The organism is Maritimibacter sp. 55A14 (genome assembly GCF_003122205.1).
Lineage (GTDB): Bacteria > Pseudomonadota > Alphaproteobacteria > Rhodobacterales > Rhodobacteraceae > QEYE01.
The window spans coordinates 79,541-103,669 of record NZ_QEYE01000002.1 but is presented as its reverse complement, the minus strand read 5'-3'; the positions used below and the strand labels follow the sequence as shown (position 1 = coordinate 103,669).

The window sequence follows — 24,129 nt, the reverse complement described above, 5'->3', positions numbered from 1 at the left end:
GACCGATGCCGGGGCGAAGGGCAAGCGCCGCGCGGGCGGTCAGGCGGGGCGCAGCGCCAGCGGCAGGCACCGGGGCGCAGTGTTGCCGCTGTCGGGCAGGAACTCCGGCTCGCCCGCCCAGCCGATCCCGGCGAACGTCTCCGACAGCACGCCCAGCGCCGCGGCCATGTCGCTGCGCGCCACCAGATGGCCGATGCAGTGATGCGCGCCGCCGCCGAAGCCGAAATGGACCTTGCGCGGGCGGGTGATGTCGAAGCCCGATCCGTCATCCACCGCCGGGTCGCGGGCACTGGCATGCACGAGGATGTGCAGCGTCTCGCCCCGGCGCACGTTCTGACCGTCGATCTCGAAATCCTCCAGCGCCTCGCGCGTGGCCCATGTGGTGGTCGGTCGGGTGCGGATCGCCTCCTCGATCGCGGCGGGGATCAGCGCGGGATCGGTGCGCATCATGTCCCATTGCCGGGGATGATCGGCGAAAAGCGCCATCGCGAAGCCGAGTTGCGCGCGGGTCGTGTCCACGCCCCCGAAGATCGAGATCACGATCATGTCGCGCAGCGCCTCTTCCGGCAGGTCGCCCGCAGCGTCGAACCGCGCGACGATCCGGGAGGGGTAGCTCCGGGGCGCGCGCCCCGCACGGGCCGCCGCGGCCAGACCGTCGGCCACCTCCATGAGCCGGTCGCAGGCGGCGTTGATGCGCGCGGCGTGGCGTCCGCCATCCACGCCCATCGCAAGCCCCAGGTCGATCGCGTCGTCCGCGATCCGGGGCCAGTCGGCATCCGGCAGCCCCATCAGCGCGCAGATCGCCCGGCCCGCGAAAGGCGTGGAAAAGGCCGACATGAACTCGCCTCCGCCGGACGCGGCCAGCGGCGCGGCCAGATCGCGCGCGATGCGGGTGAAGGCGGGCTCCAGCCCGGCGACGAAATCCGGCGTCAGCACCGGCACGGCCAGGTCGCGCAGGCGGCGATGCGCGGTGCCCTCCTGCCCGATGACGCTGCGCCGCCAGAACGAAGCGAAACTGCCCTCGAGCCCGATCACCGCGGGCCAGGCATGGCTGCCCTGCCGGAGCCGCCGGTCGCGCAGCAGCCGCCCCGCCTGCGTGTGGCGTAGCACCGCCAGCCCGAAGGGCGTGCGCGCGCACCAATGCGCCGCGCGTGCCTCCGCCACGGCGGGCGAGCGGGTGGAGAAGCCGGGGGCGGCCAGATCGAGAAAGGGCAGGCCTTCGTCGCGCATCGCAATGGTCGTCCGGTTGGTCACCGCGATAGCCTAACCGCCGCCGACGCGCTTGTCTGCCGCCGTGTCGCGAGCGTTCAGGCCTCTGCCGTCGCGGATAGCCAGGCGCGCGCGCCGGCCTCGTCGCCGGGATCGAATATCTCGATCCTGAGGCCCGGTATCAGGGCGCTTTCCACCTTGGCGGCGTTGCGCACCCAGGCCTGGTTGGCGAGCAACGCGACCCGGTCGAATTTCGAGATCAGCCCGAAGAGGCGGGGCAGGTAGCTGAACTCCACCCCGATGGCCTCGGCCGTGGGAATCTGGATATCCGTGATGCGGTAGAGCAAGCGCATCTTCCCTGTGTCCTCGGCAAGGCGCAGCAACTCCTCGATGCCCGCGCGCATATCCGTGGCGTCGATCTTGCCGCCGATCTCGACACGGATCAGTCCGTCATCTTCACGTTCGATCTTCATCATGGCGCTTGGACCTCCGGTTCCGGTTTGCGATGCCCATACCCGCCCGCGCTGCGTGGCCCGTGCCTAGATCGAGAAGCTCGTTCCGCAGCCGCAACTGGACGAGGCGTTGGGGTTTTCGATGGTGAAACGCGCGCCGATCAGTTCCTCGGTGAAGTCAATCACCGCGTCGGCCAGGAAGGGCAGCGAGACGCTGTCCACGACCACTTTCTGGCCGTCCTTTTCCAGCACGAGATCCTCGTCGGCGGGGCTGTCGAGCTCGATCGCGTACTGAAACCCCGAACAGCCGCCGCCCTCGACCGCGACGCGCAGCGCCTGCGGGGTCTCGGCATCGGCATTGATTTCCGCCAGGCGCGCAAAGGCACGATCCGTCACTTTCGGCGGCAGGCTCATCTGCATCGGCGTGGTTTCCCGTTTCGTCCGTCAACTGCTTCGAATATATGTGCCACAGGGACAGACGACAAGAACGGGCGGATCATCGGATGTACGCGGCCATAGCCTGCGATCCCGCGAGAACGCGCGGGCGGCTCCACGCAGAGGAGGAGAGCGCCTTCCGCACACCGTACCAGCGCGACCGCGACCGGATCATCCATTCCTCGGCCTTCCGCAGGCTCAAGCACAAGACGCAGGTCTTCGTCGAGCATGAGGGCGACTATTTCCGCACCCGCCTGACCCATTCGATCGAGGTGGCGCAGGTGGCGCGCACCATCGCGCGGGTGCTGGCGCTCAACGGCGAACTGACCGAGGCTGTGGCGCTGGCGCATGATCTGGGCCACACGCCCTTCGGCCATACCGGCGAGGACGCGCTGGCCGCGCTGATGGCGCCCTATGGCGGCTTCGACCACAATGCCCAGGCGATCCGCATCGTCACCCGGCTGGAGCGGCATTACGCGGAATTCGACGGGCTGAACCTGACATGGGAGACGCTGGAGGGGCTGGCCAAGCATAACGGGCCCGTCACGGGCGCGCTGCCCTATGCGCTGGCCGAGTATGTCGCGATCCACGATCTGGAACTCGCCACCCATGCCGGGGCGGAGGCGCAGGTCGCCGCGATTTCCGACGACATCGCCTACAACAACCACGACCTGCATGACGGGCTGCATGCCGAACTCTTCACCGAGGAGGAGATTTGCGCGCTGCCCATCGTCGGCTACTGTTTTACCGAGGTGGATCGCCGTTATCCGGGGATCGAGCCGCAGCGGCGCCGCCACGAGGCACTGCGCCGGGTCTTCGGGGTGATGGTGGCCGATGTGATCGACACCAGCCGCGGACTGATCGCGGCCTCGGGCGCGGAGAGTCCCGAAGATGTGCGCCTTCTGGGCCGCCCGGTGATCCGCTTCTCCGACGGGCTCTGGCGGGATCTGGGCGCGATCCGCGAGTTTCTCTTCTCGCGCATGTACCGCGCGCCCGAGGTGGTGGAGATGCGCGCCAGCGTCACCTGCGTCGTGCAGGATCTCTTCCCGCTCTACATGGAGCGCCCGGACCTGCTGCCGCCGCAATGGCGCCGCGACGTGGCCGCGGCCGGGGACCGGACCGAACTGGCCCGCGTGGTGGCCGACTACATCGCCGGCATGACCGACCGCTTCGCGCTTCAGGCCCATGCCCGGCACTGCGGCCCGGAGGGGGCGGCGGGCTAAGACCCTTGTGCGCCCGCGCGGCTTTGACGACATTGGCTCCAGGCGACAGGAACCGAAAGGCAGGGCAGATGGCAGCAGGCGCGGACGGCGCGCTTTCCCCGGTCACCGGCATTGCGCTCGTGGGGCTGCTGGGCGTCGGCGCGCAATGGCTGGCCTGGCGGCTCAGGATGCCCGCAATCGTGCTGATGCTGGTGGCGGGGCTCGTTGTCGGGCCGGTGCTGGGTGTTTTCGACCCTGCCCGCGATATCGGCCCGCTGATGCAGCCCTTCGTGGCCATCGCCGTGGCGATCATCCTCTTCGAAGGCGGGCTCACCCTGAATTTCGAGAGCCTGCGCGACGCGGCCAAGGGCGTGCGGCGGCTGGTGCTGATCGGCGCGCCGCTGGGCTGGTTGCTCTCCGCGCTGACGCTGCACTACGGGGCTGGGCTGGGCTGGGAGACCTCGGCGGTCTTCGGGGGCATAATGATCGTCACCGGCCCGACGGTGATCGCGCCGCTCTTGCGTCAGGCGCGGCTGGCGCGCCGGCCGGCGGCACTGCTGCAATGGGAGGCGATCGTCAACGACCCGATCGGGGCGTTGGCGGCAGTGCTGGCCTTCCAGATTGTCGTTTTGGTCGAGGCGACGGGCGCGCCGGGGCAGGCGCTGGGCCCGGCGCTGGGCCATGTGGCCTTCGGCACCACCGTGGCGGGCGCGGGCGGCGCGGCGGCTGGCTGGACCGTGGCGCGGGCCTTCCGCCGCGCGCTGGTGCCCGAATACATGAAGGTGCCCGTACTCTTCGCCGCGGTGCTCGTGACATTCGCGGCGACCGACGCGGTGCTTCATGAAAGCGGGCTCTTGGCCGTGACCGTCATGGGGCTGGTCATAGCCAATGCCGGGCTGCCCTCCTTCACCGAGCTCTACCGTTTCAAGGAACATGCGACGATCCTGCTCGTCTCGGGCGTCTTCGTCTTGCTGGCCGCAGGGCTCGATCCCGAGGCGCTCGCGCGGCTGGATTGGCGGGCCGCGGTCTTTATCGCCGCGGTTGTTCTGCTGGCCAGGCCCGTCACTGTGCTGACGGCGCTTCTGGGCACCGATCTACCTTGGCGCGAGCGGCTCCTGATCGCGCTGACCGGCCCGCGCGGCGTGGTGCTCGTCGCGGTGGCCGGGCTCTTTGGCGAACGGCTGGTGGCGCTGGGCGTGGCCGATGGGGCGGCGCTGGTGCCGCTGGCCTTCGCGCTGGTCGGTGTGACCGTGATCCTGCACGGCTTCACGCTGATTCCGCTGGCGCGTCTGCTGGGTCAGACCTCGGCGCGCATTCCCGGCGTGATCCTGGTGGGTGGCGGGCAGTTCACCGCGGCACTGGGACGCGCGCTCGACGCCGAGGAGGTGCCGGTTCTGGTGACCGACCCGAACGACCAGCACCTGCGCGATGCGCGCGAGGCCGGGCTGCCGGTCTTCTATGGCGATATCCTGTCGGAAGCCGCGGAGCACAAGGTCGAACTGGTGCAGTACGGGGCGGTGATCGCGGCCAGCGACAACGACGCCTACAACACCCTCGTGGCGACCGACCTGGCGCCGGAGTTCGGCCGCGAGCATGTCTTCCAGCTCAAGCGCGCCCGGACCGAGAGCCAGCGCCATTCCCTGCCGCCGACACTCGGCGGCAGCCTGCTGGGCGGGGGCGAGACACTGGCCGATCTCGACGCGCGCGTGCGCAAGGGCGAAGTGGTGCGGCGCACCGGGCTGAGCGAGGCATTCACGTTGGAGGACTGGCGAGAGAAACAGCCCGACGCCACGGCGCTGGCCGAGATCACGCCAGCCGGCCAGCTTCGCCTTCTGGGACCGGATGCCGAACCACGCGGTGGCGACGGGGCACGGCTCTTCGCGCTCGGTCCCGAGAACGGCAAGCCGGAGCCGCCTGCGTCTTGACGCGCGGCGGGGGAGTGCTACACCCGCCCGGCGAAAGGAAGCCCGAAATGAACCTCTTTGCCGATATCAGAACTCTGGTGACCGACAGTCTGGAGGCGATGGCCGCCGGCGGCGAGCTTCCGGCCGGGCTTGACCATGCCAATGTCACGGTGGAGCCGCCCCGCGACCCCGCGCATGGCGACATGGCCACCAACGCGGCGATGGTTCTGGCCAAGCCCACCGGGCTGAAGCCCCGTGACATTGCCGAGATGCTGTCCGCAAGGCTCGCCGGCGACCCGCGCGTGGAAAGTGCCGACGTTGCCGGGCCGGGGTTTCTCAACCTGCGCCTGAGCCCCGCCGCCTGGCAGGGCGTTCTGGCCACCGCGTTGCGCGAGGGTGCGGATTTCGGGCGCTCGACGATGGGGCGCGGGCGGAGGATGAATGTCGAATACGTCTCGGCCAACCCGACGGGCCCCCTGCATGTGGGCCATACCCGCGGCGCGGTCTTCGGTGACGCGCTGGCCAGCCTGCTCGACCATGCGGGCTTCGAGGTGACGCGGGAATACTACATAAACGACGGCGGCGCGCAGGTCGATGTACTCGCCCGGTCGGTCTATCTGCGCTATCTGGAGGCCCTGGGCCGCGAGGTCGCCTTCGAGGACGGCACCTATCCCGGCGACTACCTGGTGCCGGTGGGCGCATCGCTGGCCGAAGAGGTGGGCGAGGTCTGGGCCGATCAGCCCGAAGGCGTCTGGCTGGCGGAACTGCGCGCCTATGCCACGGACAAGATGATGGAACTGATCCGCGCGGACCTGGCGTCGCTGGGCGTCGCGATGGATGTGTTCTATTCCGAGAAGGCGCTCTACGGCTCCGGCCGGATCGAGGCCGCGGTGGCCGAACTGGAACGGCTGGGCCTGATCTATGAGGGCGTGCTGGAGCCGCCAAAGGGAAAGCTGCCCGAGGATTGGGAGCCGCGCGAGCAGACGCTCTTCCGCTCCACCGCGCATGGCGACGATGTGGACCGCCCGATCCGCAAGTCCGACGGTGCCTGGACCTATTTCGCGCCCGACATCGCCTATCATTTCGACAAGATCGAGCGCGGCTTCGACGAGTTGATCGACGTATTCGGTGCCGACCACAGCGGTTACGTGAAGCGGATGAAGGCCGCCGTCTCGGCGCTGAGCGAGGGGCGCGTGCCGCTCGACATCAAGCTTACGCAGCTCGTGAAGCTCTACAAGAACGGCGCCCCCTTCAAGATGTCGAAACGCGCCGGCACATTTGTCACCCTGCGCGACGTGGTCGATCAGGTGGGGCCGGATGTGACCCGCTTCGTCATGCTGACCCGCAAGAACGACGCGCCGCTGGATTTCGATTTCGACAAGGTGCTGGAACAATCCAAGGACAACCCGGTTTTTTACGTTCAATACGCCCATGCGCGCCAGGCTTCCGTGATGCGCAAGGCAGCCGCGGCGGGGATCGCCGCGGACGACGCGGAACTGGCCGCGCTCGACCTTGCCGGGCTGGATCATCCGGCGGAGCTGGCGCTGGCGCGCAAGCTGGGCGAATGGCCCCGCCAGGTGGAGCAGGCCGCCCGGCATCACGAGCCGCACCGGATTGCCTTTTACCTCTACGATCTGGCGTCGGAGTTCCATGCGCTGTGGAACCGGGGCCATGAAGACCCCGCGCTACGCTTCCTCCAGGAGGGTGCGCCCGAGGTTTCCCGGCCCAAAATCGCGCTTTGCCGGGCCGTGGGCGTTGTTATTTCGTCCGGTCTTGGTATTCTTGGGGTGACCCCGGTCGAGGAAATGCGCTGACAGGCACCCAAAATCAAGGCGCACGGTCCGGGCTCTGAGCAGTCGAAGCCACGCATCAATAAGCGGGCGGACAAGAGGCGGAGCAATGGCAGATATCGAATACGATCTCTATGAAGAGGATCCGGCGTCCGGCGTGCCGGACGATCCCGGCGTCGCAGGCGCGGTGATCAACTGGGCCGGCGCGCTGGTTTCGGTCGGGCTGGTCGTGGGCCTTGCGGTCTGGGGCTATCAGCTCGGTATGCGCGACGTGGGGCAGATCCCCGTGGTACGCGCGCTCGAAGGACCGATGCGCGAGGCGCCGGAAGAGCCGGGCGGGCTGGACGCCGCGCATCAGGGACTGGCGGTGAATTCCGTGCAGGCGGAGGGCGGCGTCGATGGTCCGGCGGACAAGGTCATTCTGGCCCCGCCGCCGGTCGAGCTGGCCGAGGAGGACAAGCCGCGCGCGGCGCTGCGCCCGCCGATGCGCGAGGAGGCGCTGGAAGAGGGCGTGGCGATCCCGGCCGCGCTGCGGCTGGAGCCCGCGCCCGAGCATGAGGCGCCGGTGCCGCTGGCACTCAGCCCCGAGGACGAGGTGGTGCGTGCCGCAGTGGCCGAGGCCGCCAGCGAGGCCGTGGCCGTGGCCGCGGAGGCCGGCGAGTCTGATGCGGTGGAGGCCCTGCCCGAAGATGTGGCTGGTCCCGATCTCTCGCCGCGGCCCAAACCGCGCCCGGACGTTGAAGTCGCCGCCCTGCGCAACGTGACGGACGCCGCAGCGGTGAGCGCCGCGCAGTCGCCCGAGCTCGACCCGACCGAGATCGCGCCGGGCACCCGGCTGGTCCAGCTTGGTGCTTTCGACGACGCGTCCACCGCGCGCGCGGAATGGGACCGGCTGACGGCCGCCCATGACGATCTGCTGGAGGGCAAGTCGCGCGTCATCCAGGAGGCCGAGAGTAGCGGGCGGCGGTTCTTCCGCCTGCGTGTCGCGGGGTTCAAAGGGCTCGACGACAGCCGGCGGTTCTGCTCGGCCATGCTGGCGCGCGACGCGGCCTGCATCCCGGTGACCGCACGCTGATGGCGCCAGCCGCCGCGATCCTGGGCTGCGCGGGGGAGGTTCTGGGACGCGGGGAGCGCCGCTTCTTCGCCCGCGCGCAACCCTGGGGCTTCATCCTTTTTGCACGCAACGTGGCCGATCCGGTGCAGCTTGTGCGGCTGACCGGCGATCTGCGCGACGCGGTGGGACGCGCGGCCCCGGTCTTCGTCGATCAGGAAGGCGGGCGCGTGGCCCGGCTGCGTCCGCCGCACTGGCGCGACTGGCCGCCCGCGCTCGACCAGATGCGGGCCACGGGTCCGCGCGACGGCCCCCGCGCCATGTGGCTCAGGGCACGACTGATTGCGGCGGAACTGGCGGCGGTGGGCATCGACGGCAATTGCGCCCCGCTCGCGGATATCGCGACGCCTGCCACGCACCCGGTGTTGCGCAACCGCTGCTACGGCGAAACGCTCGCGGCGGTCGTGCCGGCCGCGCGCGCCACGGCGGAGGGGCTTCTGGCAGGCGGCGTTCTGCCGGTGCTCAAGCATATTCCGGGCCACGGGCGCGCAACCCGCGACAGCCATGCGGAACTGCCGCGCGTGACCGCCCCGCGCGCGGTGCTGGAGGCCAGCGACTTCGCGGCATTCCGCGCTCTGGCGCAGCTTCCCCTCGGCATGACGGCGCATATCGTTTATGACTGTCTCGACCCGGAGGCGCCGGCCACGCAATCGGCGGCGGCGATCCGGATGATACGCGAGGAGTTCGGATTTGGCGGGCTGCTGATGAGCGACGATATCTCCATGTCCGCGCTGCAAGGCGACATGACCCGGCGCAGCGCCGCCGCGCGGGCGGCGGGCTGCGATCTGGTCCTGCATTGCAACGGCGATCCGGCGGAGATGGCGGATGTTGTGGCGGCCGCCGGGGCGCTGGAGGGGCCGGGCATCGCCCGCGCTGCGGCCGCTCTGGAAGCCCGCCGCCCGCCCGAGCCCGCCGATGTCGCCGCGCTTGAGGCCGAATATTCCGCGCTGACGGGCAGGGGGCGCCATGGCCGCATCTGACGAAAGCTGTGAGAGTCGCGATGTCGCCGCCCGGCTGGAGGCCGAGGCGCTGATCATCGATGTGGACGGGTTCGAGGGGCCGCTCGACCTGCTGCTCACGCTCTCGCGCACCCAAAAGGTCGATCTGCTGAAAATCTCGGTCCTGCAACTGGCGGAGCAATACCTGTCCTTCATCGAGAAGGCCAAACAGTTGCGCATCGAACTGGCCGCGGATTACCTGGTGATGGCCGCCTGGCTGGCCTTCCTGAAATCGCGCCTGCTGCTGCCGCCCGACCCGGCGGAGGATGGCCCCTCGGGCGAGGAACTGGCCGCCCATCTGGCCTTCCAGCTCGAACGGCTGCACGCCATGCGCGAGGCGGCGGCGAAGCTGATGGGCCGCGACCAGCTTGGCCGGGACATCTTCGCGCGTGGCCTGCCCGAGGACGTGACCCGCATCCGCAGCGTGCGCTACACCGCAACGCTGCTCGACCTGATGCAGGGCTACGCGCGACTGCGCACCCGCGATGAGTTCCGCCCCTACGCGATGGACCGCGACGCGGTCTTCACGCTTGACCAGGCGCTCGAGCAGATGCGTGGGCTGATCCGCTTCGCCGGAAGCTGGACCGATCTGGCCAGCTACCTGCCCGAAGGCTGGCAGACCGAACCGGCCCGCCGCCGCTCGGCCACCGCGTCGACCTTCGCGGCCTCGCTGGAGCTTGCAAAACGCGGCGAAATAGAGTTGAGCCAGGACGAAACCTTCGCCCCGATCCGCCTGAGACAGAAGAAAGACCCCGCGCATGGACGCTGACGACGACACGGAAACCGTCCGCGAGAGCCTCTTCGAGGCGCCGCCGATGGCCGAGCAGGAGCGGATGGTCGAGGCGATCCTTTTCGCCACGGCCGAGCCCGTCACCGCGCGCGACCTGGAGGCCCGGCTGCCTCATGGCTGCGACGTGGGCGAGGCGCTGATGCATCTGCGTCGCCGTTACGAAGGCCGCGGCGTGCATCTGGTGCGGGTGGGCGACGCCTGGGCGATGCGTACCGCCGCCGATCTGGGCTTCCTGATGCACAAGGAGACGGTGGAGACTCGCAAGCTCAGCCGCGCCGCGATCGAGACCCTGGCCATTGTCGCCTACCACCAACCCGTCACCCGCGCCGAGATCGAGGAGATCCGCGGCGTCTCGGTTTCGCGCGGCACCATCGACCAGTTGATGGAAATGGAGTGGATCCGGCTGGGCCGCCGCCGCATGACCCCCGGCCGGCCGGTGACATTCGTGGTCACCGAGACCTTTCTCGACCATTTCGGCCTCGAATCGGCGCGCGACCTGCCCGGCCTTGCGGAATTGCGTTCCGCCGGGTTGCTGGAAAGCCGCCCGCCGCCCTCGGCCATGCCCGGCCTTTCGGGGGCCGAGGAGGACGAGGAGGACGAAGGGTTGGACAGCGAAGACCAAAGCGATATGTTCGAATAGGCAGGGGGCGACCCTTAGGGAGACGCCAGGATGAACCAGATCATCAACATGATCATCCGTCAGGTGATGCGCCGCGTGATCAATGCGGGCATCAACAAGGGGGTGGATGTTTTCGCCAATCGCGGCAAGGGCGGCGACGGGGCGGAGACGCCGGAAGACCGCGCCCAGGCCAGGCAGACCTCGCGCCGCATGAAGCAGGGCGCGCGCACGGCCCGCAAGATCGGCCGGATGTGAGGCCGCGGCCCATGCAGCCGATCGCGCCCGAGGACCGCCGCGTGGCCAATATCCGCGAGGACGCCTTCGTGCCCTTTCCCGGCAGCGACGGCCAGCCCGATGGCGAGGTACTTCAGGTCAATGGCGGGCGCACGGGCTATGGCTTTCACGTCTACCGCATGGCGCCCGGTACCACGACCGAGGCGCATGAGCATCTGGGCGACGAGGAGTTCCTGCTGATCGAGGGCGACCTGACCGACCATGACGGGCATGTCTACCGGCCCGGCGACCTCGTCTGGCTGCGCTCGGGCACAAGGCACAATTCATCGACCGTTGGCGGCTGCCTGCTGGCGGTCTATCTGCCGGATGCGCGCAGCCTCTGACGCGGCACCCGGTGCGTTCACGCGATAGCGCCGGAGGCGCGATGACCGGGCGTATCCTCATTGTCGGTGCGGGGCCCACCGGGCTCACCGCTGCGGTCGAACTGGTGCGGCGCGGGCAGGTGCCGGAGGTGATCGACCGCAAACTGGCGCCATCGCCCCTGTCCCGCGCCGTTGGCATCCTGCCGTCCAGCATGCGGATTCTGGCGCCCTCGGGCGCCGCGGATGCGATCCGTGACGAGGCGATCGCCGTTCCGCGGGCGTTTTTCCATCTCGGCCGGCACCGCTTCGGCAGTCTGCGGTTCGACCGCGATCCCGACCCCGACCGGCGGCTCTTCGCTCTGGCGCAGGACCGCACCGAGACGCATCTGCGCGCTGCGTTCGAGCATCATGGCGGCCGGGTGCGCTTCGGCGCGGAACTGGAGTCGCTGGAGGAGCGGGAGGACCATGTGCGCGTCCGGATCTCTGGCGCGGAAGCGCGGTTTTCGCATGTCATCGGGGCCGACGGCGTCGGCAGCCGGGTGCGCGAGGAACTCGGCATCGCGTTCGACGGCTTCGACCTGCCCGAAACCTGGTCGATCGCCGATGTGGACGCAGCGGACTGGCGCGATCCGCAGGCCTTCCAGATGTTTCTGCTGGCGCGGGGCCGGGGCGTAATCGTGGTGCCGCTGGAGTCGGCTCGGTTTCGCGTGATCTCCAACACCCCGGACGCGCTGGCGGCCCTGCCGGTGGCGATGGACGTGAGAGCCATCCGGCGAAGCGACACATTTACCATCTCGATCCGGCAGGTCGCGCGCTACGCCACGGCGCGGGTTTTCCTGGCAGGTGACGCAGCGCATTGCCATTCACCGGTCGGCGGGCGGGGGATGAACCTGGGCATCAGCGACGCCGCCGATCTGGCGCGGCGCTTCGCCGAGGGCGGGCTTGAGGGCTACCACGACTGCCGCCACGCGGCGGGCGCGCGCGTCATCTGTCAGAGCGAGTGGGGCCGGCGGTTGCTGCTGGGTGGCAATACCCTGCGCCGCGGCGCCGCGCGCGCCGGGCTGGGGCTCGCCGCCGCTCTGCCGCCGCTGGAGCGCCTGCTGGTGGCGCGCATCCTGGAGGGGTAGGAAGGCGGCGTACCCGCCGTGCCGCTTCAGGGCGCGCGGAAATGCTTGCTGAGCTTCAGGCCCTGGCCCTGGTAGTTCGACGCCATGTCGGCGCCGTAAAGCCGCTCTGGCACCTCGGCCATGCGCTCGTAGACGAGCCGTCCCACGCCTTGCCCGTGTTCCAGCACGAAAGGCGCCTCGTGGCAGCGCACTTCCAGCACGCCGCGCGCGCCCGCGCCGCCGGCCGGCGCATGGCCGAAGCCGGGATCGAAGAAACCCGCGTAATGGACGCGGAACTCGCCGACCATGGCCAGGTAGGGGGCCATCTCGGCCGCGCAATCGGGCGGGATATGGACTGCCTCGCGGCTGACCAGGATGTAGAAGGCGCCGGGATCGAGGATGATATGCCGCGCTTGCGTGCGGATTGGCGACCAGAACTCCAGCGGGTCGTATTGCCCGATCAGGTCGAGGTCGATCACCCCGGTATGGGGCCGCGCCTGCCAGCCCACAAGATCCTGCGGGCCCGGTTCCAGATCGACCGAGAAGCCGAGCCCGCCGTCGATATGCGGCGTGCCGTCCACGAGCGGCGTGCGGGCGTGCAGATCGGCCAGCGTCGCATCGCTAAGTACCGCGTGGCCGCGGCGGAAGCGGACCTGGTTGAGCCGCATTCCCGGCCGCACCAGCACCGAGAAACTGCGCGGACATATCTCGGCATAGAGCGGTCCGGCATAACCCGGCGCGATGCGGTCGAACTCCACCCCCCGGTCGGTGACCAGCCGGGTCAGGAGATCGAGCCGCCCGGTGGAGCTTTTGGCGTTCGCGACCGCCTGGATATCGCCGGGCAACGCCAGGCTCTCCATGAGCGGCACCAGATAGACGCAGCCTTTTTCCAGCACCGCGCCATCGGTCAGGTCGATCCGGTGCATGGTGAACTCGTCCAGCCGCTCGGCCACGCTGCGCCCGCTGCCTGTCAGGAACGAGGCGCGCAGCCGGTAGGCGGTGCTTCCCAGCCGCAGGTCGAGGCTGGCGGGCTGGATCTGGTCGACGGGCACCGGGCGCTCGGCGGCGATGGCGCCGCTGGCGATCAGCCCGGAAATGGCCTGGGAGGGCAATACACCGGCGGTGTGACTCATGCCCCTGATCCCTGGTTCGCTTCTCTTGAATGGTCGGGCCGGCGAGATTCGAACTCGCGACCTTCCGTCCCCCAGACGGACGCGCTAACCAGGCTGCGCCACGGCCCGACGGCGGACGTATAGAGCGGATCGAAGGGGGCGCGCAAGCATGAAAGCGCGCCGTTTTGCACGCGGGGTCCGGTCATTCGGAGGCGGGGGGCTCTGACATCCGGTCACGCAGCGCCTCAAGCCGGTCACAGAGCAAGGCGACCTGGTTGCGCATACGCGGGTTCAGTGCCTCGACCGACGCGACCGCGACCGTCAACTCCCGCGCCACGGGCGCGGTCGGCGGCAGATCGGCAGCCGCCGTTTCGGAAGGTGCGGCGGGATCGGGTCCGGGTTCGTGCAGCGGTGTCACCGGCGTCGTATGAGGCTCCCGCGGTGCGGGCTCGGTCGTGGGGGCCGGGATCCCGTCGCCCGGTGCAACGGCTTCGGCATCCGGGGCGGGTTCCGGCCGCGCGCGCCTGCTCGGCGTCCGGCCTGTCGCCGGGGCGGGTCGATTTGCCGCCTCCGGCGTGGACGCCTCGCCCACAGTCACCGGTGGCGACAGGCCGGCGACATGTTTCACGCCCTGCTCGCGCAGGATTTTCTGCACGCCGCGAATCGTCACGCCGTCATCGTGGAGCAATGTCTTGATGCCGCCCAGAAGCCGCATGTCAGACGGCCGGTAATAACGCCGCCCGCCGGCCCGCTTGACCGGCTTCACCTGGCTGAACCGGCTTTCCCAGAAGCGGAGAACATGCGCGGGCGTCTCCAGCCATTCGGCGACTTCGCTGATCGTTCGGAACGCCTCGGGCGATTTCTTCATCTGATCCGGCCTTGCCTACCGCTTGTTGCCTGCCGCGACCCGGTCCTTCATCAGATGAGACGGGCGGAAGGTCAGGACCCTGCGCGGATGGATCGGAACCTCCTCCCCGGTTTTCGGGTTCCGGCCGATGCGTGCGGATTTGTCCCGGACGTTAAAGGTGCCAAAAGACGAGATTTTTACCGTCTCGCCGCGCACCAGCGCCTCGGACATGTGGTGCAGGACGCTCTCGACCAGTTCTGCGGATTCGTTGCGCGACAGACCCACTTCGCGGAACACCGCTTCGCTGAGATCCATGCGCGTCAGTGTCTTTGCGCTCATTGTTGTCCCCCTGTATCGGCGGAAGGATACGGAGAGACAGGATTAGGAGTCAATATCAACGGCTTGAAAGCCGGTGGAAATTCGCTACCAGCGCAAAACAACGGCCCCCCAGGCCAGCCCGCCGCCGATGGCTTCGGTCACGATCAGGTCGCCTTGCTTGATCTTGCCCTGCGCCTTTCCGACCGACATCGCGAGCGGAATCGAGGCCGCCGAGGTGTTGCCGTGATCCTGCACGGTGACCACCACGCGGTCCATGTCGATGCCCATCCTCGCGGTGGTGGAGCGGATGATCCGCAGGTTGGCCTGATGCGGCACGACCCAGTCCACATCGGCCCCGGTCAGCCCCGCCTTCTCCAGCGCTGTCTCGGCGCTGCTGGCCAGTTTCTCGACCGCGTGGCGGAACACCTCGCGCCCTTCCATCCGGACGCAACCGGCGGTCCCGGTGGTGGAGACACCGCCATCCACGTAGAGCAAGTCGCGGAAGCGCCCGTCGGAATGCAGATCGGCCGAGAGGATGCCGCGATCCTCCGGAGTACCCTCGCCCTCGGCGGCTTCCAGCACGACCGCGCCGGCGCCGTCGCCGAAGAGCACGCAGGTGGTCCGGTCGCTCCAGTCCAGGATGCGCGAGAAGGTCTCCGAACCGATCACCAGAACCCGCTTGGCCTGGTTGGAGAGGATCATGCCGTTGGCATTGGCCAGCGCATAGACGAAACCTGCACAGACCGCCTGCAGATCGAAAGCGAAGCCGGCGGTCATGCCGAGCGCCGCCTGAACCTTGGTCGCGGTCGAGGGGAAGGTCAGATCGGGGGTCGAAGTGGCGACGATGATGCCGTCCAGATCGGCCGCGTCCACGCCGCTATCGGCCAGGGCCGCGCGCGCGGCTTCCAGCGCCATGCTGGCCGTCGTCTCGTCCTCGGCCGCGAAATGCCGCCGCTCGATTCCGCTGCGGGAGCGGATCCACTCGTCGCTGGTGTCGAGGGTCTTCTCGAACTCGCTGTTGGGAACTTCCCGCGTGGGGAGGTAATGCCCGACACCTCTTATGACGGCCCGTGTTATGGTCATTTATTCGAACCGCTTTCCGATATTTCCGTTTCGGGATCATGGCGCGGCGGTATCCCGGTTGCAACCCGCGCCGCGAGCCTTTCGGTAAAGCCCGACTGGGCCAGTTGGAAGGCCAGCTTAATCGCCGCCGAGACCCCCGTCGCATCCGCCGCGCCGTGCGACTTGATCACCGTGCCGTTGAGCCCGAGGAAAACCCCGCCATTCACCCGCCGCGGGTCGATGCGTTTTTGCAGCCGCTTGAGCGAGGTCAACGCGAAGAGTGCGCCAATGCGCGACAGCGGCGAGTGCTTGAAGGCATCGCGCAGCAGGTCGCGCACCAGAGTCGCGGTGCCTTCGCCGGTCTTGAGCGCGACATTGCCGGTGAAGCCGTCGGTCACGACAACGTCCACCCGGTCGGAGGGGATGTCGCCGCCCTCCACGAAGCCGACATAGGTGAAATCGTGATCCGCCGCACTTGCCGCGATCAGCTCATGCGCGGCCTTGAGTTCGGTGCGCCCCTTGTGATCTTCCGTGCCGACATTGAGCAGGCCGATGCGCGGATGCGTCAGGTTCAGGCCGTTGCGCGCATAGGAGGCGCCCATGATCGCGTATTGCAGCAGGTCTTGGGCATCCGCGCGGATATCGGCGCCGACATCGAGCATGAGGTTGAAACCGCCGGGATTGCGCGAGGGCCACAGGCAGGCGATGGCGGGCCGGTTCACGCCCGGCACCTTGCGCAGCCGTACCATCGACAGTGCCATCAGCGCGCCGGTATTGCCGCAGGAGACGCAGACCGTCGCCTCCTTCTCGCGCACCGATTCTATGGCCGACCACATGGAGGTGCCCTTGCCGTGGCGCATCACGTGGCTGGGCTTCTCGCCCATCGACACGGCCAGGTCGCAATGCCTGATTTCGCAGCGTTCGGCCAGGCCGCGGCGGCGGCCGATCAAGGCGCGCAGCTTGGGTTCCGGCCCATGCACGATGAACCGGATATCCGGATTCTTCTCAGCCGATTTCGCCATGCCGGCAACGACCGCAGACGGTCCCTTGTCACCGCCCATCGCATCGATGGAAATGACGGTGTCGGGGGCCTTCGCGGCCTTGCGGACGGGATCGACTGTCATGCGCGCCTGCGCCCTTGCGGGTTACGCAGCGTCTTCGTCGTCCAGTTCCACCTCATCGGCCAGCGCGACAACCTCGCGGTCGTCGTAATGGCCGCAGGCCGCACAGACGTGATGGGGACGCTTCAGCTCGCCGCAGTTCGAGCATTCGTTCGGATTCTCGGCCGTCAGCGCATCATGCGCACGGCGCATGTTCCGGCGGGAGCGCGTAACCTTGTTTTGACCGACTGCCATATCTCAACCTCGGGTTTGTGGGGTCGGAACCCCTGTGACTTGCCCGGAATTCGGGCGTGATGTTCGGATCGCACCCGGTGCGTCACCGCCTTCGATCCTGCGTGCAAACGAGGCCGGGAACATACTGCGATAGGATGAATTCGCAAGCCCCTTTTCGTCTTTCCCGGCGCTATTCGTCCAGTTTCTTCTTCAACCCCGCCAGACCGGCGAAGGGCCGCATCGCCTCGTCGGTCAGCGGTTCGGCCCCGCGCGGCGCGAAAATGGCCTGGTCCAGCGCCGCGCCTTCGGCCCGCGGATAGGGCGGAATGGCCAGCGCCAGCGCCTCCAGCATCAGCGCCTCGAGGTCGATCTCTTCGGGCAGCGGCTCGCGCGTGTCGTCTTCGGGCATCTCGACCTCGCCGCTGCCGGGATCTTCCATCTGCGCGAGGTAGAGGCGGCGCACCGGCACGTCAATGCGCGTTGTCACCGGTGCCAGCGTCACGACGCAGGCCTGCGTCACGGTCGCGCCAAGCTGCGCGCGCAGCAGCCAGTCGCGCCGCCCGCTGGGGCCGAGGCTGCCCTCCAGCCGCAGTTTGGCCAGGTTCAGCACATCGAGTTCGTCCGCCATCGCGGCGCGCGCGGCGGCGTCGGGCTCCACCCTGAAGGGAGTTTCGCGCCGTGTCGCAAGCTCGCCGGGGCGTAGCCGGTGGCCAGGGCGGGGAGAGGTATCGGTCATGTTCGTATCCGGCGGCGCTGCCCCGCGTTGTTGCAGGGTTTTGCGTCCTTGAATGCGTTGGCTGTCTTCTATAAGCGGATACGAAGGATTTGCAGGCGAGGCAAGAGGGCGGCATGCATGGGATTCTCCGGTTGGGACGGGCGCTCGTGGCGGCGTTGGGGCTGGCCGGGCTTGCCGCCTGCGCCACGCAATACCGTGACCACGGATACACCCCGCCCGAGACGGAGCTGGAGAATGTCATCGTCGGCGTGGACACGCGCGGCTCCGTGGAGGAGACGATCGGCCGGCCCTCCTCGACCGGGGTTCTGGAAGATTCGGCCTGGTACTACGTTTCCAGCCGGATGCGCCATTTCGGGGCGCTCAAGCCCAAGGAAGTGCAGCGCGAGATCGTCGCGATCTCCTTCGACGATGCCGACGTGGTGAGCAACGTGGAGCGCTTCGGGCTGGAAGACGGGCGGGTCGTCGCGCTGTCGCGCCGGGTCACGGAGACTTCGATCCGCGACATGACGCTGCTCGAACAGCTCACGCGAAACTTCGGCCGGCTGGGCCTGGCCGATACGATCGGGGGCGGCCAACCCGGACCGAACGGCTGACGCGACGGCAATTCCCCGGCGCCGGGCCGGTTGTAATTTCCCTGTAGCGGCTTTTGTGGATAGACTGTGCCCGGCAGGGACGTGGCGCGGCGTCGGCCGCGTCCGGGCCGAGTGGAGGCGTTGAGCATGCGGGGCTTTTCCAAGGGGCGGTACCGTGCCCGCTTCGCCGAAGGGACGGCAGATGTCGAGGCGGCGCAACGCCTTCGCTACGCCGCGTTCATCGCGGCGCGCGGGGCGGGACGTGGCCTGGCGTGCGAGGAGGGCCGCGACGCCGACGCCTTCGACGCCGCTTGCGCCCATGTGCTGGTCGAGGACACGCGCACCGGGCGGCTGGTCTGCTGCTTCCGTATCCTGCATCTTAGCGGCGGCGCCGAGATCGGGCGCAGCTATTCGGCGCAGTATTACGAATTGTCTGCACTGGAGGATTTTGACGGCCCCATGGTCGAGATGGGCCGGTTCTGCATCCATCCCGACGTGCACGACCCGGACGTGCTGCGCGTGGCCTGGGCGGCGATGACGCGCTATGTGGACGCGCAGGGGGTGGAGATGCTCTTCGGCTGCTCCTCCTTCGACGGGACCGAGGCCGAGGCCTATATGGACGCCTTCGCGCTTTTGGCCGAACGCCACCTTGCGCCGAAACGCTGGCTGCCGCGGGTCAAGGCGCCGGCGGTCTTCCGTTTCGCGCGCAAGCTCGGACGTTCCACTCCCGATTTGAAGCTCGCGATGAGCCGGATGCCGCCCCTGCTGCGAACCTATCTGCTGATGGGCGGCTGGGTCAGCGACCATGCCGTGGTGGACCGGGAACTCAACACGCTGCATGTCTTCACCGGACTGGAAATCCGCGCCATCCCGCCCGGCCGCGCGCGGCTCTTGCGGGCCACGGCCGGCTAGCCGCCGGTATGGCTCATGTGGCGGGAGACCTGCCCGTCCACGCGCTGGCGCGAATAGTCGAAATCATGACCCTTCGGCTTGCGGCCGATCGCCTCTCGGATCGCGTCCAGAAGCGGGCCGTCGTCCTCGGGATTGGTGCGCAGCGGCGCGCGCAGGTCGGCCCTGTCCTCCTGGCCCAGGCACATGTAAAGCTCGCCCGTGCAGGTCATCCGCACCCGGTTGCAGCTTTCGCAGAAATTATGCGTGAGCGGCGTGATGAAGCCGATCTTCTGGCCAGTCTCGATCAGGCGGACATAGCGCGCAGGCCCGCCGGAGCTTTCTGCCAGATCCTGCAGTGTGAAGCGTTCCGCCAGCCGGCCCCGCAGGTCGGAGAGCGGCCAGTACTGGTCCAGCCGGTCCTCGTTGCCGAGATCGCCCATCGGCATGACCTCGATGAAGGTCAGGTCCATGCCGCGGCCCTCGCACCATTCCACGAGGCTGAATAGCTCGTCCTCGTTGAAACCCTTGAGCGCCACGGTGTTGATTTTCACCCGAAGCCCCGCATCCTGCGCCGCGTCGATCCCGTCAAGCACCTGCGCCAGCCGGCCCCAGCGCGTGATGTCGGAGAATTTCCTGTCATCGAGCGTGTCGAGCGAGATATTGACCCGTTGGACCCCGCAAGCGGCCAGATCGGCGGCGAAACGGCGAAGCTGCGAGCCGTTGGTGGTCAGCGTCAGTTCCTTCAGCGCGCCGCTCTCCAGATGCCGGCCCATCGACTCGAAGAATGTCATGATGCCCCGGCGCACCAGCGGCTCACCGCCGGTGATGCGCAGCTTCTCCACCCCCAGCCCGATAAAGGCGGTGCACATGCGGTCCAGTTCCTCCAGCGTCAAAAGCTCGCGCTTGGGCAGAAACGTCATGTTCTCCGACATGCAATAAACGCAGCGGAAATCGCAGCGGTCGGTCACCGACACCCGAAGATAGGTAATCGGGCGTGCGAACGGGTCGATGAGCGGTGCGGATGTCATGCCCGGTAACCTATGCGCGCGGTCCCGCCGCGGCAAGCGCGATCCTGCGTTGAACTGGTCCCAAGGGCAGCCTAGCTTGGGCGCATCAACCGCTGGGAGGTCCGGTTTGCCTGTTCGTCTCGCTTTTATCGTTCTGGTTCTTTCGCTGGCAGGCTGCAGCTGGAGTCCGAAGCTTCCGTGGCGCAAGGCGCCCGAGCCTGCGCCCGCCACCGCGCCCGAGGCGCCCGCACCGGCGCCGGCGAACCCGCAGGCCCGCACGGCCGAAGAATTCGACACCTCCAGCGCGGCGCAGCGACAGGCCGCGGCCGGACAGGGCGGCGCCGGCCGCCTTCTTGGCACGACCGTGGCGGCGCTGGGCGATGTCCGCACCGAAGGCTTCTGGGTGAAGACCCCGCTCGTCACGCGTGAGCGGCCCGGCCGCGTGGTCAGCGCCGCGGGCCGTTCGGCGCAGGTGGTGCTGATCCCGCATCAGGGCGGCAGCCTGATCTCGCTTTCCGCGATGCGGGTGCTGGATCTGCCGCTAACGGACCTGCCCGAACTGAAGGTCTATGCGCGATGAGCGAGCCCGAACGCCGCCTGGTTCCCGCGCTCGCGCCTTGGGAGGATATGCGGAAGGCGTTCCGCTGGCCGGTGTTGAAAAGGTTCAACATTGCTGACGTGTGTTGCGAGGAATGGGCCAGATTTTGCCCTGAAAAAGTCGCAATTGTGCAAATCGGGGCTGGGGGCGCACGCCGCGAGATTACCTATGGTGCGCTTTCGGAGGCATCGAACCGGCTGGCGAACGTCCTGCGGGACGGGGGCGTGGGGCAGGGCGACCGCGTCGCAGTCTACCTGGCGCAATCGGCGGAGGTTCTGATCGCCCACATGGCGGCCTACAAACTGGGTGCGATCGTTCTGCCGCTCTTCACGCTCTTCGGGGCCGAGGCGCTGGAATACCGGCTGGCCGACAGCGGTGCCGCCGCGGTGGTGAGCGACCGCGCCAACCTGCCCAAGCTGGCCGGGCTGCGCGACCGCCTTCCGGACCTCCGCCTGGTGCTGAGCGTGGACGGCCCGGCCGAAGGCGCGCTCGACTGGCAGGGGGCACAGGCCGAGGCCTCGCCGGACTTCACCCCGGTCGAAACGATGGCCGAGGATCCGGCGGTGCTGATCTACACCTCCGGCACGACCGGGCCGCCCAAGGGGGCACTCCACGCGCATCGGTTCCTGATCGGCCACCTGCCGTCGATGGAATGCCATCACGAAGGCTTTCCGCAGCCCGGCGACAAGGGCTGGACACCGGCTGACTGGGCCTGGATCGGCGGGCTGATGGATATGGCGATCCCCTGCCTCTATTACGGGGTGCCGCTGGTCGCGCACCGGATGGCGAAATTCGACCCCGCCGCGGCCTGGGCGCTGATCGCGCACGAGGGCATCCGCAACCTTTTCCTGCCGCCCACGGCGCTCAAGCTCATGCGCGGGGCGGAGGTGCCCGCGGGCGTCGATATCCGCACCATCGGATCGGGCGGCGAGTCACTGGGTGCGGAAATCCTGGCCTGGGGACGCGAGATGCTGGGGGTGGGAATCAACGAGATCTACGGCCAGACGGAGTGCAACCTGGTGCTGGCGTCGTGCCACGGCACGATGGAGGTGCGGCCGGGTTCGATGGGCAAGGCGGTGCCGGGCCACGAGGTCGCCGTGATCGACGCGGACGGACGCGAAATGCCGCCCGGCGAGATCGGCGAGATCGCCGTGCGGCGGCCCGATCCGGTGATGTTCCTGGGTTACTGGAAGCAACCGGAGAAGACCGCCGGGAAATTCACCGGCGACTGGATGCGCACCGGCGATCTGGGCCGACGGGATGCCGAGGGTTATTTCACCTTCGTGGCGCGAGACGACGATGTGATCACTTCGGCGGGCTACCGGATCGGGCCGACCGAGATCGAGACCTGCCTGGCGGGCCACCCGGACGTGGTGATGGCCGCCGCGGTGGGCGTGCCCGATCCGGAGCGTACCGAGGTGGTGAAAGCCTATGTCGTGCTGCGCGAGGGGGCGGCGCGCGACGGGCTGGAGGCAGAACTGATCGCGCGGGTGCGCGCGCGCGTCTCGCCCCATGTCGCCCCCCGCAGCATTGAGGCGATCGACGAGATGCCGATGACGGCCACAGGCAAGATCATGCGCCGCGCGCTGCGCGACCGGGGCTGACCGCGGGCGCCTATTCCACCGTCACCGATTTCGCCAGGTTGCGCGGCTGGTCCACGTCCGTGCCCTTGGTGACGGCGGCGTGATAGGCCAGCAGTTGCGCCGGGATGGCATAGAGGATGGGTGCGAAAATCGGGTCGATCTCAGGCATGATAATACTGCGCCAGATGCCTTCGCCGGCTTCCGCAGCACCCGTCGCATCGGTGATCAGCAGCACCCGGCCCTTGCGCGCCATCACCTCCTGCATGTTGGAGACGGTCTTCTCGAACAGCGCGTCATGGGGGGTCATCACCACCACTGGCACCTTCTTGTCGATGAGCGCGATGGGGCCGTGCTTCAATTCTCCCGAGGCATAGCCCTCGGCATGTATATAGCTGATTTCCTTGAGTTTCAGCGCACCTTCCAGCGCCAGCGGGAACATCGCGCCGCGGCCCAGGAAGAGCACGTCCTGGGCCTCGGATATGCGCGCGGCGATGGACTTGATCTCCGACTCGCAGGCCAGCGCGATATTCATCAGCCCCGGCACCCGTCGCAGCGACTGGCAGAGCGCGGCGACGCGGCCCGCATCCAGCGCCCCGCGCTGGCGCCCGGCCTCGATCGCAAGCGCGGCCAGCACGGCGAGCTGGCAGGTGAAGGCCTTGGTGGAGGCCACGCCGATTTCCGTTCCCGCCAGGATCGGCAGTGCGAGATCGCTTTCACGCGCGATGGAACTGGTCGGCACATTGACGACCGAGACGATCCGGGCTGCCTTGCCGCGGACATAGCGCATCGCGGCAAGCGTGTCGGCGGTCTCGCCCGACTGGCTGACGAAGATCGCGATGGACCGGTCCGAAACCGGCGGCTCGCGATAGCGGAATTCCGAGGCGATATCCATGTCCACAGGCAGGCCGGCGAGTTGCTCGAACCAGTATTTCGCAACCAGGCAAGCGTAATGGGCGGTGCCGCAGGCCACCAGGATCACCCGGTCCGCCGAAGCGAAGTCGAGCCCGCCATCGGGCAGGCGGGTGTCGTCGCAATCGGGCGTCAGGTAATGCGAGATCGCGTTGCCCACCACGGTTGGCTGCTCGTGGATTTCCTTGGCCATGAAATGCCGGTATTGGCCCTTCTCGCTCGCCGCGAGGTCGAGCTGGATCACCTCCATGTCCCGGTTGGCGCGGCGGCCCGCGGTGTCGAAAATCTCGGCGCCGGCGCGGGTGATGACGGCGCGGTCGCCTTCCTCCAGATAGGTGACACGGCTGGTCATCGGGGCCAGTGCCAGCGCGTCGGAGCCGACATACATTTCGCCGTCGCCATGCCCGATGGCCAGCGGCGAGCCCTTGCGCGCCGCGATCATCAGGTCGTCCTCGCCCTCGAAGAGCAGCAGTAGCGCGAAGGCCCCTTCGAGCCGTCCGATGGCCTCGGCAGCGGCGCTGCGCGCATCCCGCCCCGCATCGAGCAGGCTGCGGATCAGCACCGCTATGGTCTCGGTGTCGGTGTCGGTCTCGAATGCGTAGCCCGCTTCTTCAAGTTCCTGCCGCAACGGTTTGAAATTCTCGATGATTCCGTTGTGGACGACTGCCACGGGACCGGATTTGTGCGGGTGCGCGTTCATCGTGTTGGGCGCGCCATGCGTGGCCCAGCGCGTGTGGCCGATTCCGGCCTTGCCGCGCAGCGGATCGTTGACCAGCAGGTCCGACAGGTTGATCAGCTTGCCGGTGGCGCGGCGGCGGTCCAGATGCCCGTCATTGACCGTGGCGATGCCGGCGCTGTCATAGCCGCGATATTCCAGCCGCTTGAGCCCGTCCAGCAAGATCGGCGCGACCTCATGGGTTCCGAGTATTCCAACGATTCCACACATTT

General features: G+C 68.3%; 26 protein-coding genes and 1 tRNA gene. 14 read left to right on the top strand and 13 right to left on the bottom strand.

Annotated features, from left to right (window positions below; translation table 11 throughout):
- Positions 1-39 precede the first annotated feature (39 nt).
- The 3 genes from DDZ14_RS02120 to DDZ14_RS02110 form a co-directional block, all read right to left on the bottom strand.
- Positions 40-1,254, bottom strand: a complete 1,215-nt coding sequence (locus DDZ14_RS02120; RefSeq protein WP_146193048.1) for a cytochrome P450 — start codon at positions 1,252-1,254, stop codon at positions 40-42.
- A 53-nt stretch (positions 1,255-1,307) separates the two neighbouring features.
- On the bottom strand, positions 1,308-1,685 hold the full coding sequence (locus tag DDZ14_RS02115; RefSeq protein WP_109423293.1) for an STAS/SEC14 domain-containing protein: 378 nt from the start codon (positions 1,683-1,685) through the stop codon (positions 1,308-1,310).
- 63 nt (positions 1,686-1,748) lie between these two features.
- Positions 1,749-2,075 (bottom strand): iron-sulfur cluster assembly accessory protein, encoded by a 327-nt coding sequence (locus DDZ14_RS02110; protein WP_109423447.1) that lies wholly within the window; start codon positions 2,073-2,075, stop codon positions 1,749-1,751.
- Between the two features lie 89 nt (positions 2,076-2,164).
- On the opposite strand from DDZ14_RS02110, the gene DDZ14_RS02105 reads away from it, so the two are divergent.
- The 10 genes from DDZ14_RS02105 to DDZ14_RS02060 all read left to right on the top strand — a co-directional run bounded on the left by DDZ14_RS02105 (position 2,165) and on the right by DDZ14_RS02060 (position 12,233).
- The gene (locus DDZ14_RS02105; protein WP_109423292.1) at positions 2,165-3,319 is read left to right on the top strand and encodes a deoxyguanosinetriphosphate triphosphohydrolase; all 1,155 of its coding nucleotides are present in this window, start codon (positions 2,165-2,167) and stop codon (positions 3,317-3,319) included.
- A gap of 68 nt (positions 3,320-3,387) precedes the next feature.
- Positions 3,388-5,223 carry a sodium:proton antiporter gene (locus DDZ14_RS02100; protein ID WP_109423291.1) on the top strand — a complete coding sequence of 612 codons (1,836 nt, stop codon included), beginning with the start codon at positions 3,388-3,390 and terminating at the stop codon, positions 5,221-5,223.
- Between the two features lie 47 nt (positions 5,224-5,270).
- Entirely contained in the window at positions 5,271-7,016 is a 1,746-nt protein-coding gene (gene argS, locus DDZ14_RS02095) for an arginine--tRNA ligase (protein ID WP_109423290.1), read from the top strand.
- Between the two features lie 85 nt (positions 7,017-7,101).
- Positions 7,102-8,067 (top strand): SPOR domain-containing protein, encoded by a 966-nt coding sequence (locus DDZ14_RS02090; protein ID WP_109423289.1) that lies wholly within the window; start codon positions 7,102-7,104, stop codon positions 8,065-8,067.
- A complete protein-coding gene (locus DDZ14_RS02085; RefSeq protein WP_109423288.1) occupies positions 8,067-9,083 on the top strand; it encodes a glycoside hydrolase family 3 N-terminal domain-containing protein in 1,017 nt (338 codons plus the stop codon). Before DDZ14_RS02090 ends, DDZ14_RS02085 begins: the two co-directional genes overlap by 1 nt.
- Entirely contained in the window at positions 9,070-9,870 is an 801-nt protein-coding gene (locus DDZ14_RS02080) for a ScpA family protein (RefSeq protein WP_109423287.1), read from the top strand. The genes DDZ14_RS02085 and DDZ14_RS02080 overlap by 14 nt, the downstream gene beginning before the upstream one ends.
- The gene (gene scpB, locus DDZ14_RS02075; protein ID WP_109423286.1) at positions 9,860-10,531 is read left to right on the top strand and encodes an SMC-Scp complex subunit ScpB; all 672 of its coding nucleotides are present in this window, start codon (positions 9,860-9,862) and stop codon (positions 10,529-10,531) included. Before DDZ14_RS02080 ends, scpB begins: the two co-directional genes overlap by 11 nt.
- 30 nt (positions 10,532-10,561) lie before the next feature.
- On the top strand, positions 10,562-10,765 hold the full coding sequence (locus DDZ14_RS02070; protein WP_109423285.1) for a hypothetical protein: 204 nt from the start codon (positions 10,562-10,564) through the stop codon (positions 10,763-10,765).
- A gap of 11 nt (positions 10,766-10,776) precedes the next feature.
- Positions 10,777-11,127 carry a cupin domain-containing protein gene (locus tag DDZ14_RS02065; RefSeq protein WP_109423284.1) on the top strand — a complete coding sequence of 117 codons (351 nt, stop codon included), beginning with the start codon at positions 10,777-10,779 and terminating at the stop codon, positions 11,125-11,127.
- Positions 11,128-11,168: 41 nt separating this feature from the next.
- The gene (locus tag DDZ14_RS02060; RefSeq protein ID WP_109423283.1) at positions 11,169-12,233 is read left to right on the top strand and encodes an NAD(P)/FAD-dependent oxidoreductase; all 1,065 of its coding nucleotides are present in this window, start codon (positions 11,169-11,171) and stop codon (positions 12,231-12,233) included.
- 26 nt (positions 12,234-12,259) lie between these two features.
- On the opposite strand, the gene DDZ14_RS02055 is transcribed toward DDZ14_RS02060, so the two are convergent.
- From DDZ14_RS02055 to DDZ14_RS02020, 8 genes are all read right to left on the bottom strand, one after another.
- A complete protein-coding gene (locus tag DDZ14_RS02055) occupies positions 12,260-13,345 on the bottom strand; it encodes a 2'-deoxycytidine 5'-triphosphate deaminase (protein WP_109423282.1) in 1,086 nt (361 codons plus the stop codon).
- A gap of 30 nt (positions 13,346-13,375) precedes the next feature.
- Positions 13,376-13,453, bottom strand: a tRNA-Pro gene (locus tag DDZ14_RS02050).
- Positions 13,454-13,526: 73 nt separating this feature from the next.
- Positions 13,527-14,192, bottom strand: a complete 666-nt coding sequence (locus tag DDZ14_RS02045) for a MerR family transcriptional regulator (protein WP_109423281.1) — start codon at positions 14,190-14,192, stop codon at positions 13,527-13,529.
- Positions 14,193-14,207: 15 nt separating this feature from the next.
- A complete protein-coding gene (gene ihfA, locus DDZ14_RS02040) occupies positions 14,208-14,510 on the bottom strand; it encodes an integration host factor subunit alpha (protein WP_109423280.1) in 303 nt (100 codons plus the stop codon).
- A gap of 84 nt (positions 14,511-14,594) precedes the next feature.
- A complete protein-coding gene (locus tag DDZ14_RS02035; protein WP_109423279.1) occupies positions 14,595-15,572 on the bottom strand; it encodes a beta-ketoacyl-ACP synthase III in 978 nt (325 codons plus the stop codon).
- Positions 15,569-16,675 (bottom strand): phosphate acyltransferase PlsX, encoded by a 1,107-nt coding sequence (gene plsX / locus DDZ14_RS02030; protein ID WP_109423278.1) that lies wholly within the window; start codon positions 16,673-16,675, stop codon positions 15,569-15,571. Before plsX ends, DDZ14_RS02035 begins: the two co-directional genes overlap by 4 nt.
- Before the next feature lie 21 nt (positions 16,676-16,696).
- Positions 16,697-16,906: a 50S ribosomal protein L32 gene (gene rpmF / locus DDZ14_RS02025; protein WP_109423277.1), complete on the bottom strand. Its 210-nt coding sequence runs from the start codon at positions 16,904-16,906 to the stop codon at positions 16,697-16,699.
- 169 nt (positions 16,907-17,075) lie between these two features.
- Entirely contained in the window at positions 17,076-17,621 is a 546-nt protein-coding gene (locus tag DDZ14_RS02020; RefSeq protein WP_109423276.1) for a DUF177 domain-containing protein, read from the bottom strand.
- A gap of 113 nt (positions 17,622-17,734) precedes the next feature.
- Here DDZ14_RS02020 and DDZ14_RS02015 point away from each other — a divergent pair, with 113 nt between their 5' ends.
- On the top strand, positions 17,735-18,214 hold the full coding sequence (locus DDZ14_RS02015; RefSeq protein ID WP_109423275.1) for an outer membrane protein assembly factor BamE: 480 nt from the start codon (positions 17,735-17,737) through the stop codon (positions 18,212-18,214).
- A 126-nt stretch (positions 18,215-18,340) separates the two neighbouring features.
- A complete protein-coding gene (locus DDZ14_RS02010) occupies positions 18,341-19,105 on the top strand; it encodes a GNAT family N-acetyltransferase (protein WP_109423274.1) in 765 nt (254 codons plus the stop codon).
- Here the strand turns inward: DDZ14_RS02010 and moaA are convergent.
- A complete protein-coding gene (moaA, locus tag DDZ14_RS02005; protein ID WP_109423273.1) occupies positions 19,102-20,112 on the bottom strand; it encodes a GTP 3',8-cyclase MoaA in 1,011 nt (336 codons plus the stop codon). The two genes, DDZ14_RS02010 and moaA, sit on opposite strands and share 4 nt — an antisense overlap.
- 106 nt (positions 20,113-20,218) lie before the next feature.
- Here moaA and DDZ14_RS02000 point away from each other — a divergent pair, with 106 nt between their 5' ends.
- Together DDZ14_RS02000 and DDZ14_RS01995 are read left to right on the top strand one after the other, a co-directional pair.
- Positions 20,219-20,671, top strand: coding sequence for a hypothetical protein (locus tag DDZ14_RS02000; protein WP_233252440.1), 453 nt, complete (start codon positions 20,219-20,221; stop codon positions 20,669-20,671).
- Between the two features lie 47 nt (positions 20,672-20,718).
- Positions 20,719-22,293 (top strand): AMP-binding protein, encoded by a 1,575-nt coding sequence (locus DDZ14_RS01995; protein ID WP_109423445.1) that lies wholly within the window; start codon positions 20,719-20,721, stop codon positions 22,291-22,293.
- A gap of 10 nt (positions 22,294-22,303) precedes the next feature.
- Here DDZ14_RS01995 and glmS read toward each other — a convergent pair whose 3' ends face one another.
- Positions 22,304-24,127: a glutamine--fructose-6-phosphate transaminase (isomerizing) gene (glmS, locus tag DDZ14_RS01990; RefSeq protein ID WP_109423272.1), complete on the bottom strand. Its 1,824-nt coding sequence runs from the start codon at positions 24,125-24,127 to the stop codon at positions 22,304-22,306.
- Positions 24,128-24,129: the final 2 nt, after the last annotated feature.

Excerpts from the sequence above, each read along its gene's own strand:
- DDZ14_RS02115 (WP_109423293.1), bottom strand. The coding sequence starts at position 1,685 with ATGATGAAGATCGAACGTGAAGATGACGGACTGATCCGTGTCGAGATC.
- glmS (WP_109423272.1), bottom strand. The coding sequence starts at position 24,127 with ATGTGTGGAATCGTTGGAATACTCGGAACCCATGAGGTCGCGCCGATC.
- moaA (WP_109423273.1), bottom strand. The coding sequence starts at position 20,112 with ATGACATCCGCACCGCTCATCGACCCGTTCGCACGCCCGATTACCTAT.
- DDZ14_RS02020 (WP_109423276.1), bottom strand. The coding sequence starts at position 17,621 with ATGACCGATACCTCTCCCCGCCCTGGCCACCGGCTACGCCCCGGCGAG.
- DDZ14_RS02015 (WP_109423275.1), top strand. The coding sequence starts at position 17,735 with ATGCATGGGATTCTCCGGTTGGGACGGGCGCTCGTGGCGGCGTTGGGG.
- DDZ14_RS02065 (WP_109423284.1), top strand. The coding sequence starts at position 10,777 with ATGCAGCCGATCGCGCCCGAGGACCGCCGCGTGGCCAATATCCGCGAG.
- ihfA (WP_109423280.1), bottom strand. The coding sequence starts at position 14,510 with ATGAGCGCAAAGACACTGACGCGCATGGATCTCAGCGAAGCGGTGTTC.
- DDZ14_RS02070 (WP_109423285.1), top strand. The coding sequence starts at position 10,562 with ATGAACCAGATCATCAACATGATCATCCGTCAGGTGATGCGCCGCGTG.
- plsX (WP_109423278.1), bottom strand. The coding sequence starts at position 16,675 with ATGACAGTCGATCCCGTCCGCAAGGCCGCGAAGGCCCCCGACACCGTC.
- DDZ14_RS02090 (WP_109423289.1), top strand. The coding sequence starts at position 7,102 with ATGGCAGATATCGAATACGATCTCTATGAAGAGGATCCGGCGTCCGGC.
- DDZ14_RS02055 (WP_109423282.1), bottom strand. The coding sequence starts at position 13,345 with ATGAGTCACACCGCCGGTGTATTGCCCTCCCAGGCCATTTCCGGGCTG.
- DDZ14_RS02105 (WP_109423292.1), top strand. The coding sequence starts at position 2,165 with ATGTACGCGGCCATAGCCTGCGATCCCGCGAGAACGCGCGGGCGGCTC.
- DDZ14_RS02045 (WP_109423281.1), bottom strand. The coding sequence starts at position 14,192 with ATGAAGAAATCGCCCGAGGCGTTCCGAACGATCAGCGAAGTCGCCGAA.
- DDZ14_RS02080 (WP_109423287.1), top strand. The coding sequence starts at position 9,070 with ATGGCCGCATCTGACGAAAGCTGTGAGAGTCGCGATGTCGCCGCCCGG.
- argS (WP_109423290.1), top strand. The coding sequence starts at position 5,271 with ATGAACCTCTTTGCCGATATCAGAACTCTGGTGACCGACAGTCTGGAG.
- DDZ14_RS02010 (WP_109423274.1), top strand. The coding sequence starts at position 18,341 with ATGCGGGGCTTTTCCAAGGGGCGGTACCGTGCCCGCTTCGCCGAAGGG.
- rpmF (WP_109423277.1), bottom strand. The coding sequence starts at position 16,906 with ATGGCAGTCGGTCAAAACAAGGTTACGCGCTCCCGCCGGAACATGCGC.
- DDZ14_RS02100 (WP_109423291.1), top strand. The coding sequence starts at position 3,388 with ATGGCAGCAGGCGCGGACGGCGCGCTTTCCCCGGTCACCGGCATTGCG.
- scpB (WP_109423286.1), top strand. The coding sequence starts at position 9,860 with ATGGACGCTGACGACGACACGGAAACCGTCCGCGAGAGCCTCTTCGAG.
- DDZ14_RS02110 (WP_109423447.1), bottom strand. The coding sequence starts at position 2,075 with ATGAGCCTGCCGCCGAAAGTGACGGATCGTGCCTTTGCGCGCCTGGCG.
- DDZ14_RS01995 (WP_109423445.1), top strand. The coding sequence starts at position 20,719 with ATGCGGAAGGCGTTCCGCTGGCCGGTGTTGAAAAGGTTCAACATTGCT.
- DDZ14_RS02035 (WP_109423279.1), bottom strand. The coding sequence starts at position 15,572 with ATGACCATAACACGGGCCGTCATAAGAGGTGTCGGGCATTACCTCCCC.
- DDZ14_RS02060 (WP_109423283.1), top strand. The coding sequence starts at position 11,169 with ATGACCGGGCGTATCCTCATTGTCGGTGCGGGGCCCACCGGGCTCACC.
- DDZ14_RS02085 (WP_109423288.1), top strand. The coding sequence starts at position 8,067 with ATGGCGCCAGCCGCCGCGATCCTGGGCTGCGCGGGGGAGGTTCTGGGA.